Origin of the sequence: Rhizobium sp. Leaf341, from assembly GCF_001424325.1 — a bacterium.
Taxonomy (GTDB): Bacteria; Pseudomonadota; Alphaproteobacteria; order Rhizobiales; family Rhizobiaceae; genus Ferranicluibacter.
In genome coordinates, this window is the sequence record NZ_LMPE01000015.1 from 530,266 (window position 1) to 542,567 (window position 12,302).

Genomic DNA, 12,302 nt, shown 5'->3' on the forward strand with positions numbered 1-12,302 from the left:
ACCAAAGAGAATGCATCAAGCATGCCAGTTCGACAGGCAGAGCGTAGGTCACTGTTTCCTAACGGTAAAATAACACGTTTCTGCCGCGAAAAACGACACGTGTGCGGTTCCGCCTAAATTTTCATCTATTGTGCAAAATAAAATGCCAGATCGTATACAATCGGACGGAATCTCTGAATACGAATCGCTCTTCTTTCGGCTGGTCATGTGCATTAGACTTGGCGCTCATGGACAGTTCCCGAACCACACCGGACAGTGCGATCTTGCGGCCTGATGCTGACGGAAACGATGGCAGCCAGCGCGCCATTCGCGACGCCATCCGCGATGCGATCGTCGATCGACGGCTCATGCCGGGCACGAAACTGACGGAAACGGATGTCGGCGCTCTCTTCCATGTCAGTCGAACGCTGGTGCGCGGCGCCCTTCAGGCTTTGGCACATGAGGGTCTCGTAACCGTCGAGCGAAACCGCGGCGCCTTCGTCGCCAACCCATCGCCGGAGGAAGCCCGCCAGATCTTCGCAACGCGTCGGATCATCGAGCCCGGCATCCTCGCCGAGGCAGCACGCCACATCACGCCGGCCCATATCCGCCAGCTCCGCGAACGCCTTCTGGACGAAGGCCGCCTGATGAATGAGCGCGGCCAGAGTGCGCGTCGCGCGGAAATCAAGGCATCCGGAGACTTCCATCTGCATATCGCGGCCATGACGGGAAATGCCGTGATGCAGCGCTTCATGGACGAGCTTATCGCACGCTCGTCTCTTGTGATTGCGCTCTATGGACAATCCACCGTCTCCAGCTGCGGCCACACCGAGCATATGAACATCGTCAACGCGATCGAAGCCGGTCAGATCGACCGCGCGAGCCGCCTGATGGTGCACCATATCCACCATATCGAGGCCGATCTCGACCTGCGGGCCCGCCGAACGCACGAACTTCGCGATGCCTTGCTGCCTTGATCACCGGCTGAGCAAAAGACGATTAAAGCACTGAGAAGAAAAGATAATTTTTCTAAACGCATTGGGAACCAAACAACCCGCAAACCGTTTTGTCCGCGCAAGACAGACAGCATGCGAGGCGAGTATGAGTTACAAGCGTTTTCCGAAGCCGGTCCGGATCATTCTCCAGCAGAGCCAGGAATTCATCATCGCTTCGGCCTGGGACGCCCTGGAGTTTCTGCGCGGCTGGCCCGCCGGACGGTCCGGCAGAGCCTATCGCATCGCCCTCCAGCATTGCATGGATGCCCTCGACGGCATTCTCAGCCCGCGCAAGGCGCAGGCGTCCTTCATGGCCGCGGCGCGCGAGGCCGGGATCCTGGCAAAGCCCAGCCCCGCACCTTGAGGCATCCTCCCACTTGACCAAAGCCTGTCAGGCGGGCGACCATTACCGTTCGAACGCGTAGCCAGGAGCAAAAGATGTCGGACACCACCCCCCCGGAGCAGCCGTCCGACGACACGAAACTGACACGCTCCAAGCGGCGTTGGGCAGAGGAAGGTCGATTCCTGACGGGCCAGGTCGCGCGGGCCGATGCCGATCGACTGCCGCCGGGTCAGCATCTCGTCAAGAACTGGCCCGTGCTCGACCTCGGGCAGCATCCCATCATCGAGACGCACAGCTGGTCGCTGACGCTGAAGGGTGCCATCGAACATCCGGTCACGCTCGACTGGGCGCAGTTTAAGGCATTGCCGCAGAGCAAGTTCCTGTCGGACATTCACTGCGTGACCACGTGGTCCCGGTACGACAACAGCTGGAAAGGCGTCTCGACGCACACCTTGCTCGATCTCGTGGCACCGAAGCCGGAGGCGACCTACGTCATGCTGACCAGCTATGACGGATATACCACCAACCTGCCCCTGGCTGATTTTGCAAGCGAGCACGCCCTGGTCGCGACCGAGTGGGAGGGCCAGCCGCTGACCCGCGAGCATGGCGCTCCGGCACGACTGATCGTGCCGCACCTCTATCTCTGGAAGAGCGCCAAGTGGCTGTCGAAGATCGAGTTCATGACCGGCGATCGCGCCGGGTTCTGGGAAAAGAACGGCTACCACATGCTGGGCGACCCTTGGCGGGAGCAGCGCTATTCCGAAGACTGAGCCGCGCACATGTGACAGGCGAAACGAAAAAGGCTCCGGCATGTCTGCCGGAGCCTTTTTTTGTGCTCTCAGGTCGTCTTTTTCTTGAACGGCTTCTTGGCGGGCTTCCCGCCATCATCAGCCGGGCGCGGGCCTGACTTCGCGAAGCCGGGCTTGGCCGCTTTCTTGGCCCAAGGCTTGCTGTCGGGGCGATCCGACTTCTCGCCATTGTCCTTCCAGCGGGGTTTCTGGTCGGTGGAGGCGGCATTGTCTTTGCGGGCAAACGGCTTGCGCGGCGCCGCAGACAGATCGGGCGCCCCGTCGAGCTGCGTTACCGTGATGCCCTTTTCGAGGATGCGCTTCGGCCCCAATGCTTCGATGAAGCTGTCGGAAAAGTCCCGCGCGATCTCGACGAACGTGTTTTCCGGCATCATCTTGATGGCGCCGATCTCCTGCTTGGTGATGCGGCCGATGCGGCACAGCATCGGGATCAGCCAGCGGGGCTCCACGTTCTGCTTGCGACCGGCCGACAGCGAGAACCAGACGGCATCCCCGAAATCGCCGCGCGGCGCGGACCGCTCCGGCCGCGGGCCGCGATCGGCGGCACCCTGGCCGCCTGTCTGGCCCGACGGTTGGAAGGCAGGCGTATCGATGATGTCCTCGGGCGCGGAACGGCCCGCCCGGGCAAGCCGTACGAAGGCTGCTGCCACCTGTTCGGGGCTGTGTCCCGCCAGAACCTGCTGCACGAACGCGGCCTCTTCCTCGCGGATCGGATCGTTCAGCGCGGCATCCGAGAGAATGCGCTCATCGTCCTTCTGCGAAACCTCGTCAGCCGATGGCGGCTTTGCCCAGACGGCTTCGATACGTGCGTCACGCAGCAGGCGTTCGGCCTTGCGGCGCGCGTTCGAGGTAACGATGATGGCGCTGACGCCCTTGCGTCCTGCCCGACCGGTCCGGCCGCTGCGGTGCAGAAGCGTTTCCGGGTTGGTCGGCAGATCGGCATGGATGACGAGTTCGAGACCGGGAAGGTCAATACCGCGTGCGGCAACGTCGGTGGCGATGCAGACGCGCGCGCGACCGTCGCGCATGGCCTGAAGCGCATGCGTCCGCTCGCTCTGGCTGAGCTCGCCCGAAAGCGCAACGACGGAGAAGCCGCGATTGTTGAACCGGGCCGTCAAATGGTTGACGGCGGCGCGGGTGGAGCAGAACACCAGCGCGTTCTTGGCTTCATAATAGCGCAGCACGTTGATGATGGCGTTTTCCCGGTCCGAGGGAACGACCACGAGCGCGCGATAGTCGATGTCGAGGTGCTGCTTCGCCTCGGCCTGTGTCGAGATGCGCAGCGCGTCGCGCTGATAGTTCTTGGCAAGCGTGGCGATGGACTTCGGCACGGTGGCCGAGAACATCAGGGTCCGCCGGTCGGCCGGAGCCGTCTCCAGCAAAAATTCCAGATCCTCGCGGAAGCCGAGATCGAGCATCTCGTCGGCCTCGTCCAGCACGATGGCCTTGCAGGCTGACAGATCGAGCGCGCCGCGGCGGACATGGTCGCAGAGACGGCCGGGCGTGCCGACGACGATATGCGCGCCACGATCGAGCGCGCGACGCTCGGTACGAATGTCCATGCCACCGACCGAAGCGGCGATGACCGCGCCGGTCATTTCGTAGAGCCACTCGAGTTCGCGCTGGACCTGCAGCGCCAGTTCGCGCGTGGGAGCCACCGCGACGGCGAGCGGCTTGTGCGCCGGACCGAAGCGATCGGCGCCATCCAGCAGCGTGGATGCGAGCGCGAGGCCGAAGGCGACGGTCTTGCCGGAGCCGGTCTGGGCGGAGACGAGCGCGTCGCGACCCGACATTTCCGCTTCGATGACGGCGGTCTGGACCGGCGTCAGGGTGGAATAGCCGCGTTTGGTCAACGCCTCGGCGATCGCCGGAACGACCCCTGCGAATTCTGTCATATGTCTGTCTCTCGGAAGTTCGAACCGTGCAGCGTGCACGATAGAATGCGCACATGCCTTGAGGACCGCACGCTGCGGCCCATACCATGGCGATCTCTTAATCCCTCTATCAGCAAATGTACAGAGGAGCGCCGAAGGACCGCTGCGGCGCCTCCCCGCAAGGCTTTCAAGGTGGCGTGCGCCTCAGCCCGTCAGGCGGGGACTGCGGATGATCTTGACGAAGAGGGCCTTCATCGCCGACTCGATCCCTTCGGACGGATTGACCTCGAAATAGAGCCCGGGCGACGCGCAGGCCTGCATCTTCGTGCCGATTTCCGATTGGAACGGCTTGATCCACTTGTTGTACCAGTCGTTCGTCGGCAGCGGCAGGTAGGTCGTGTAGAGGACGGCGATCTTGACGCCGCGATCCTTGATGGTCTTGCAGTAGCTGACGTCGATCGGCTCCTGGCAACGACCGCCGGTCGTCTTCTTTGTGCAGCCGCTCGGCTTGTAGCTGTCGCCGACGCCGTCCGCGACGAAATAGACGACCTTTTCCGCCTTCGCAGCGGTCGATCCGTCGCCCGGTGCCGGAATCTCCGCGTTGATCCGCGTCAAAGCCTGATCGAAGCTCGTGATCTGGTCGCCGTTGTAGCCGTGATAGGGAATGCTCATCAGCGAGATCGTGTCAACCTTCGTCTGGATATCCTTCAGATCGTCGGTGAGCTTGGACACCTGATAGAGCTTGGCGTCCTCCGCCTTCTGCCCGAAGGTGTAAGCCGCCATCCGATACTGGTTCGTGTAGGTCTCCGTCTTTTCAGCCTCGCGCGTCAGCGCCGCCACGGCCTCGGCGACGACGTCGATCCGGATGGTGGCTCCGACCTTTCGGGCCACGAAATAGTTGCTGTTCTTGTCGGGTTCGCCTTTCTCCGACACGATATGGCAGGCAAACGCACAGTTGCGCGAACCCGAATCCGAAACGTTCTTCGTGGCGGCGATGAGCCTGTCCACGTCTGCAGGGGTTGCGCCCACGCCCATGGAGGGCGTGTTGTCGAGCAACATGTAGAAGTCCATGAAGGAGTTCGACTGGAACGTGGCCTTGGCCACGCCGTCAACGCGGATGTAGTCCTTTCCCAAGACGCGCAGGAACGTGGTGGGCACGAGGGTCGCAAACGCCGCCGACACGTTGATGTCGCGTCCGGACTTGACGGCGGTAACCGTAAATTCTCGCGCCGTCACTTCCAGATCATCCGGGGGCGTGCGTGCCGGCTGTCCGGGAACGTCCGGCACGGCTGCCCTCGCCAGCTGCGCATCGAAGATGCGACGCGCCTCCCCTTCGCTGACCCTGACCGTACCGTCCGCCGACATCGCCATCGCTTCCGCCACGCCGTCCGACTTATCCGTGATGGAGCCGACCACCGCGGCGTCTGCCGCCCATTGCAGCTCGGTTCTCACCTTGATCGCATTGCCGATGTCGAGAGCAAGCCCGGCGGTCCCCAGCAGCGGGACGAGCGAGAGAGACCCGATGATGGCCAGATTGCCGGAGCGATCGGCTAGAAAACGCTTGAACATAATGACGACCCCTGGCGCTGCATCCGGCGGCGCAAGCGGGGAACCTAAGTTATGTCCTTAAATGAGGGGTGAAACAGCGCGGTAAACGAAATGAGAAAGCGTTCACTTATGGAGCAAACGGCTGTGGGATCAGGAAACCGTGAATGGATTTACGGTTAAGTTTCCTTGCGCCGGACGATCTATCGCATACATTTACCTGTGCGATGAGGAGTCGCCGAAGCCTATGGGAGGAATGATGATGGAAACGTCAGATCATCTGAGAGTGCAGTACGACTTCAGAAGCGGAACGGTCCTGCTCCAGTGCCGCAACCGGAGCCATGTGCTTGCGGAGCGCTTCAGAACGAAGGAAAGCGCAGAGGCAGCGGCCATCCAGTTCGCCCGCAAGAACTGGGATTATTCGGAACCGCAGTCGGAAACCCAGCACTAGCCCGAAGCGCCGCCAGCCTGGCGCGTCACGAGAAACGAGAAGGCCGGGTCTAACCCGGCCTTTATGGTATGGTCCTCTGGGCGCTTGTGCCGATGACGCAGTGATTGTCGCGGCTCAGTGGCGCGACGGATCCACGTCCTGGCGCCGCAGATCGTCGATCGCCGCGACCGCCTCTTCCGCCGTCCAGCCGGCACTGACGGCCGCCCGGATCAGGCGCGCATCGGCTTCGACTTCCAATTTCACGAACAGCGGCTCCAGCGCTTCCTGCACGGTCACGACGTTCGATTGCGCAACCGGAATGGCGTGCTTCGACAGGGGCATGGGCTTTTCTCCTTTTTCAGACTCTTCGGAATGGAAACAGGAGGAAACTGGTTCCATCTTTTGTTCGCAATATGTCGTTGGGACACCGGACGACGTCGAGACGCCGGAAACAGCGCCTGTCCACAACGGCACGGCTCGATCTCAGAGATCGCGATCCGTCAGCTCGAAATGGTCCATGATGAGCTGAATATTCCGTTTGTGCGCCTTGAAGTAGACGTCGAACACGTCCCCGACCAGCGGCACCGCACCCAGCGTCGCGTCGAGGCCGAGATTGTAGAGCATCTGCGCCATCTTCCGCTTCGGCACGCCAAGCCGGCGGGCCTCGTTGACGATCGCAAGGCCGATGATCGCGCCACTGGCATCGCCGACAATGGGGACGAGACCGAGGAGCGAGTCCGCACCGAAGCGAAAACGCGTACCCGGAATGCCGACGGCCGTATCCATGATCCGCGCCAGCTTTGCCAGCCGGCGCAGGCGCCTCAGGCGTTCGGCACGATCAATGTCATCGGCGGTACGCGTAAAGTCCGTTGCATAAGCCGTGCTTGGCATCGTCATTCATCTCCTTGTAAGCTCTTCATTGCATATGGAGAGCCTTTGTCGCGACACAAGGTTCAGCACGAGCCGACCGCGGCGCGACGCGGCGATGTCATCGCTTTCCGCACCGTTCGGCCACCTGCCGCAACCGGAAATGCACATGCTGCAAGCCCACGCGAACCGTGCGCTGCAGCGCTGATCAATTCTCGCACACAGCCGAAAACTTCGTCCGTTACCGTACGGAGGCAATTGATATTAAAAGATAATTTAAATTCCCTCCCTATTTTCGGGGTGAAACGTCCAACCGTTCTCCTCTCAAAAGCGATCCCAGCCGAATGTCGATTTTCTCCACGTCCGACGGCGCAGTCCTGCACGCGCTCCACCAATCACAAGCGATCATCGAATTCGATCTCTCGGGAAAAATTCTCAAGGCGAATGACAATTTTTGCCGTACCATGGGGTACGATCGTGACGATATCGTCGGTCAGCACCACAGCATGTTTGTCCTGCCGGAAGAATCCCGCGCGCCATCCTATGCCGCGTTCTGGAAGGAACTGGCAAAAGGCCAATTTCAGCAGGCGCAGTACAAGCGTCTCGGGAAAGGCGGCCGGGAGGTCTGGATCGAAGCGTCCTACAATCCGGTCTTCAAGGGAAATCGTCCGGTCAAGGTCGTGAAGTTTGCGACCGACATCACCCAGTCGAAGATCGACAGCCTGAGTGACAAGGGCAAGCTCGACGCCCTGTCACGCGCCCAGGCGATCATCGAATTTACGCCCGATGGCCGGATCGTGACCGCGAACGAGAACTTCCTCTCGGTTCTCGGATACGAGCTGGAGGAGATCGTCGGTCAGCACCATGCGATCTTCTGCGAGCCGGCCCATGTCGAGTCCACAGCCTACAGGACGTTCTGGAAGCAATTGGGCAGTGGCACCTTCGTAACCGACCAGTTCTTGCGCATCGGCAAGGGCGGCCGGCGCGTGCATATCCAGGCGACCTACAATCCGATCGTTGATGAATCCGGTCGCGTGATGAAGGTCGTGAAGTTTGCGACCGACATGACGGAGCGGGTTCGCGCGATCGAGGAACTGGGTGCCGGCCTCGGCCGCCTGGCGCAGGCCAATATCCGCCAGACGCTCGACCGGCCCTTCATCCGGGAATTCGAACAGTTGCGCAACGACTTCAACCTGTCGATCGGCGGCTTCCAGCAAACCCTTGTCGATGTGCTGGGTCAGACGGAGAACCTCAACGGCCACAGCCATACGATGCGCGAAGCGTCGGACGTCCTGGCCGAGCGGACCAGAGAGCAGGCAACCGCGCTCGAAGAGACATCATCCGCTTTGAAGCAGATCACGGTCACGGTCCGGCAGTCGAACGAGCGCGTGCAGGACACGCGCAGTCTCGTAAAGCAGGCAAAGGAGCAGGCTGGACATTCGGCCACGGTGGTCGGCGACACCGTGGCGGCGATGCAGCGCATCGAAACCGCCTCGGCCTCGATTGGTCATATCATCGGCGTCATCGACGAAATCGCGTTTCAAACCAACCTGCTGGCGCTCAATGCCGGGGTCGAGGCAGCCCGGGCCGGGGAAGCCGGCCGCGGATTTGCCGTCGTGGCGCAGGAGGTCCGCGAACTGGCCCAACGCTCGGCCCGCGCCGCAAAGGAGATCAAGGGTCTGATCTCGAATGCATCCAACGAAGTCGTGGAAGGCGTTCGCCTCGTCGGCGATACCGGGCGGGCCCTGACGGAGATCGAGGTCTTCGTCGCCGCGATCAATGAAAACATCGATGCGATCGCCGCCGCGACCTCCGAGCAGACCACCGGTCTCGGAGAGATCAGCGCCGCCGTCCACAATCTCGACAGGATGACCGAGGAGAACGCGGCGATGGTCGCGCGGACGACAGAGCTTAGCCACACGCTCGCGCAAGGCGCGGCCGTGCTTGCCGATCTCGTGTGCCGCTTCCAGCTGAACCGCCGCACGACGGCTCGGGATCCCGGTGCCACCCGGCCCGAGCCCCGCCACGAAAGACAGGCGGAGCGAGGACTGCGCAAGAGCGCCTGAAACGTCGCGCAATCAGCCCTCGACATTGCGTCTCGGCATACCCTGCTTACTTGACGGCAAAATCGCTTCGCACGATCCCGTGCCGTTGCAGCTTGTCGTAGAAGGTCTTGCGGGGGATGCCGAGCGCCTCCACGGTGCGCTGCACGTCGCCCTCGGCCTCGCGCAGTGCCGCGCGGATGACCTCCGCCTCGATGCGGTCCATGCGCTGGGGCAGCGTGCCGGTTCCCGCATCGATCACGTCAAGGGTCTTTCCGGACGGCCCGTCGGGCGAAAACCCGAGCACGGTGCGCTCGGCGAAGTGGGCCAGCTCGCGCACGTTGCCAGGCCAGTCATGCTCGACCAAGTAACGCCGGACGGGATCGCTCATGACGGGAACGTCGCGCTTGAAGCGAGAGGCGGCACGGGCGGCGAAGGTCGCAAACAACAACGGAATATCGTCCCGGCGCTCGCGCAACGGCGGGATCGAAAGCGTGACCACATTGAGCCGGTAGTAGAGATCCTCGCGGAAATCGCCCCGCGCGCGCGGGTCGCCCAGGTCCACCTTCGTCGCCGCCACCACGCGCAGATCGACCGGTCGCACCTCGTTCGTCCCGAGCGGCGTGACCTCGCGCATTTCCAGCACGCGCAGCATCTGTACCTGCGTCGCCGGTGCCATGCTCTCGATCTCGTCGAGAAACAGGGTGCCCCCGCTCGAATGCTCGATCCGCCCTACCCGCTTCTTCTGCGCGCCGGTGAAGGCGCCCGGTTCGTGACCGAAGAGTTCGCTCTCGATCACCTGCTCCGGAAGCGCGCCGCAATTCAACGCAACGAAGTTTCCCTTCACCCGCCGGCTCCACCGGTGCAACAGCGTGGCCACGACCTCCTTGCCGCTTCCCGTCTCGCCCGTCATCAGCACGTCGACATCCGTATCGGCGATCTGGCGGATGGTCTCGCGCAGTCGCTCCATCGCCGGGGTCTGCCCGATCAAGAGACCGTCATCGCGCGCGTCGTCCGCAGCCTCGCGCAGCGCACGGTTCTCCAGGACCAGACGGCGTTTTTCTCCCGCATGCAAAACCCCTTGCACCAGTCGGTCCGTCGGAAAGGGCTTCGGCAGAAAATCATAGGCCCCGTCCCGGATCGCCTTGACCGCCATCGGGATATCCCCGTGCCCCGTCATCAGGATGACGGGAATGTCAGGGTCGATGCGGCGGATACGGTCGAACAGCTCGAGGCCGTCGGTCTGCGGCATGCGGATATCCGTGACCACGACGCCCGCAAAGCGCCGGTCGAGGCCTGTAAGCGCCTCGCGTGCGGACGCTACGGCCTGAACGGTGAAGCCTGCGAGGTCCAGCGTCTGCCGTGTCGCTTTCAGAAGATCGGGATCGTCATCGACCAGGAGCACATGAAGGTCGCTCATGCCGTCGCCCTTTTCAAATGGATGATGAAATGTGCTCCGGCATCCGAACTCTCCACGGCGATGGTTCCGCCGTAGTCGGCCAGAATATCGCGCGAGATCACCAGCCCGAGCCCGAGGCCCTGCTCTTTTGACGTATTGAACGGCGTGAACAGCGCTTTCATGATCGCGCTCGGAATGCCGGGACCATTGTCGCGGACATGCAGGGCGACATCGTCGCCGGCCACCGCGATCACGACATCCACCCGGGCATCGGGACGGCCGGACAGAGCCTCGAGCGCATTTTGCAGCAGGTTGATGAGCACCTGCTCCAGCCGGACACGGTCGCCGAGGACAAGCAGCGTCTCCTCCGGCCAAGCGATCTCAAGCGCATCGAGGCGTCCGGCGAACCGGCTCTTCAGCAACATGACGGCACTTTCCAGCATGGCCCGGACCGAGACCGGCCCCGCCGGAGCACGGCCCTTGCGCGAAAACGTCTTCAATTCATCGGTGATGCTGCCGATACGGTCTGTCAGCGCGGCAATGCTCTCGAGATTCTCGTCCACGGGACCCGGCTGTGCACGGGTCAGGAAGACGCGGGCATTGTCGGCATAGGCGCGAATGGTGGCGAGCGGCTGATTGATCTCATGCGCCACGCCTGCGGCCACCTGCCCGAGGATCGCCAGCCTGTTGGCATGCACGAGCTCCTGTTGCACGCCCTGAAGCTTCGTCTCCGTCGCACGGTGACCCGCAATCTCGCTCTCGAGCCGGTCGCGGGCCGATGTCAGGGCCTCCGTGCGTTCCCGCACGCGGCGCTCCAGCTCTTCGCGTGCGGCGTGTTCCTGCGCCAGCCGGTCGATCGCGCGCTGGCGGCGGGCCGTGAGCACGGCGGCCAGGGCGGCAAGGGGCACGACGATGGCAAGGCCCAGCAGGCGTTTGCTCTGGACAGCTGCAGCGACGGCGGCGTCCGTCTCCGTGAGATAGCCGATCGTCCATTCTGTCGACGGCACGGCAACGGTCAGGCGCAGAAAATCGCGCTGACGCTCCCCGGGAAGAACGGCGCGCACCCGTTCGACGCCAGGCGCCACCGTCTCGAGAACCGTCATCGGAACCGGCGTCAGCGGCGCATCGCCGAACTGAAGGCTGGCGCGGATGGCCGCGAGGCGATCGGAGGCGATCGGCGTCATCGCCATGAACCGCCAGGAGGCAATGCTGGTCATCAGCACGACGCCATTCCGATCCGTCACCACGGTCGCACGGCCGGCCGTCCGCCAGTCAGCCTCGATCTGATCGAACTCCATCTTGGCAACCACCACGCCAAGCGGCCCCGCCGGGCCATCGATCCGCCGCGAAATATAGAGTCCCGGCCGCTTGCTGACCGACCCGAGCGCGAAATGCTCCGCCGTTCCCGCCGTGATGGCCTTGGTGAAATATTCGCGGAACGTGTAGTCGTTGCCGACAAAGCTCGTCGGCTCCTGCCAGTTGCTGGATGCGATCGCAATTCCGTCTCGACCGATCACGTAGATCACGGCGGCACTCGTATCCGCGACGATCTCTTCCAGCTTGCGGTCCAGACGGAGGCTTCGGTCCGGATCTGGGCGCTCCAGCGTTTCCGCCAGCTGACCATCCCGGGCAAGGAGCATGGGAAGCGCGCGCGGGCGCTCGAGGACCGCCCGCAAATGTGCAACCTTCAGATTGGTATCGGTGCGGGCCTGGGCCTCCAGACTGCGAAGCGCCTCCTGCCTGCCGAAATGCGACCCGGCCGCCATGACCACAGCCAGCCCCGCGAGTACAAAGGCTCCCAGAACGATCCATGGAAGGAAGCGGTCCAGCCGACGGGAGCGCAACGGTTGCGGGGAATGCGACATGACCCATTGTGCATAAACTCGGACATATCGCAAACAGGCCTGTGCGGAATTCCGCACTCCCTTGCTCATCAGGAAATCGACGGGAAAAATAATCGTTTTATATCAGATGCTTAAGGGAGACGTGAAAACTGGCACATGCTTTGCAATTATCCTC

Annotated in this window: 11 protein-coding genes; 5 read left to right on the forward strand and 6 right to left on the reverse strand. The window is 62.7% G+C overall.

All coding sequences use genetic code 11. From position 1 onward, the window contains the following. Positions 1 to 227: 227 nt before the first annotated feature. The 3 genes from ASG03_RS17230 to ASG03_RS17240 all read left to right on the forward strand — a co-directional run bounded on the left by ASG03_RS17230 (position 228) and on the right by ASG03_RS17240 (position 2,087). On the forward strand, positions 228 to 956 hold the full coding sequence (locus ASG03_RS17230; RefSeq protein ID WP_062695287.1) for a GntR family transcriptional regulator: 729 nt from the start codon (positions 228 to 230) through the stop codon (positions 954 to 956). Between the two features lie 124 nt (positions 957 to 1,080). Beyond that, the gene (locus ASG03_RS17235; RefSeq protein ID WP_062694739.1) at positions 1,081 to 1,338 is read left to right on the forward strand and encodes a DUF982 domain-containing protein; all 258 of its coding nucleotides are present in this window, start codon (positions 1,081 to 1,083) and stop codon (positions 1,336 to 1,338) included. Between the two features lie 74 nt (positions 1,339 to 1,412). Next, positions 1,413 to 2,087, forward strand: a complete 675-nt coding sequence (locus ASG03_RS17240) for a sulfite oxidase-like oxidoreductase (RefSeq protein WP_062694741.1) — start codon at positions 1,413 to 1,415, stop codon at positions 2,085 to 2,087. A gap of 68 nt (positions 2,088 to 2,155) precedes the next feature. Here the strand turns inward: ASG03_RS17240 and ASG03_RS17245 are convergent, their stop codons facing one another. Together ASG03_RS17245 and ASG03_RS17250 are read right to left on the reverse strand one after the other, a co-directional pair. Next, complete coding sequence (locus ASG03_RS17245; RefSeq protein ID WP_062474272.1) at positions 2,156 to 4,021, reverse strand: DEAD/DEAH box helicase; 1,866 nt, start codon at positions 4,019 to 4,021, stop codon at positions 2,156 to 2,158. Positions 4,022 to 4,204: 183 nt separating this feature from the next. Continuing rightward, complete coding sequence (locus ASG03_RS17250) at positions 4,205 to 5,569, reverse strand: TadE/TadG family type IV pilus assembly protein (protein WP_062694743.1); 1,365 nt, start codon at positions 5,567 to 5,569, stop codon at positions 4,205 to 4,207. A 235-nt stretch (positions 5,570 to 5,804) separates the two neighbouring features. Between ASG03_RS17250 and ASG03_RS17255 the strand changes: the two genes are divergently transcribed. Next, positions 5,805 to 5,996 carry a hypothetical protein gene (locus ASG03_RS17255; protein WP_162241406.1) on the forward strand — a complete coding sequence of 64 codons (192 nt, stop codon included), beginning with the start codon at positions 5,805 to 5,807 and terminating at the stop codon, positions 5,994 to 5,996. A 114-nt stretch (positions 5,997 to 6,110) separates the two neighbouring features. On the opposite strand, the gene ASG03_RS17260 is transcribed toward ASG03_RS17255, so the two are convergent. Then, positions 6,111 to 6,317 (reverse strand): hypothetical protein, encoded by a 207-nt coding sequence (locus ASG03_RS17260; RefSeq protein ID WP_062694745.1) that lies wholly within the window; start codon positions 6,315 to 6,317, stop codon positions 6,111 to 6,113. Between the two features lie 141 nt (positions 6,318 to 6,458). Further along, positions 6,459 to 6,866, reverse strand: a complete 408-nt coding sequence (locus ASG03_RS17265) for a DUF4112 domain-containing protein (RefSeq protein WP_062474639.1) — start codon at positions 6,864 to 6,866, stop codon at positions 6,459 to 6,461. Positions 6,867 to 7,186: 320 nt separating this feature from the next. Between ASG03_RS17265 and ASG03_RS17270 the strand changes: the two genes are divergently transcribed. Then, positions 7,187 to 8,908, forward strand: a complete 1,722-nt coding sequence (locus ASG03_RS17270) for a methyl-accepting chemotaxis protein (protein WP_062694747.1) — start codon at positions 7,187 to 7,189, stop codon at positions 8,906 to 8,908. A 46-nt stretch (positions 8,909 to 8,954) separates the two neighbouring features. On the opposite strand, the gene ASG03_RS17275 is transcribed toward ASG03_RS17270, so the two are convergent. Together ASG03_RS17275 and ASG03_RS17280 are read right to left on the reverse strand one after the other, a co-directional pair. Beyond that, complete coding sequence (locus ASG03_RS17275) at positions 8,955 to 10,304, reverse strand: sigma-54-dependent transcriptional regulator (RefSeq protein ID WP_062694749.1); 1,350 nt, start codon at positions 10,302 to 10,304, stop codon at positions 8,955 to 8,957. Next, positions 10,301 to 12,148: an ATP-binding protein gene (locus ASG03_RS17280; protein ID WP_062694750.1), complete on the reverse strand. Its 1,848-nt coding sequence runs from the start codon at positions 12,146 to 12,148 to the stop codon at positions 10,301 to 10,303. The genes ASG03_RS17275 and ASG03_RS17280 overlap by 4 nt, the downstream gene beginning before the upstream one ends. Positions 12,149 to 12,302: the final 154 nt, after the last annotated feature.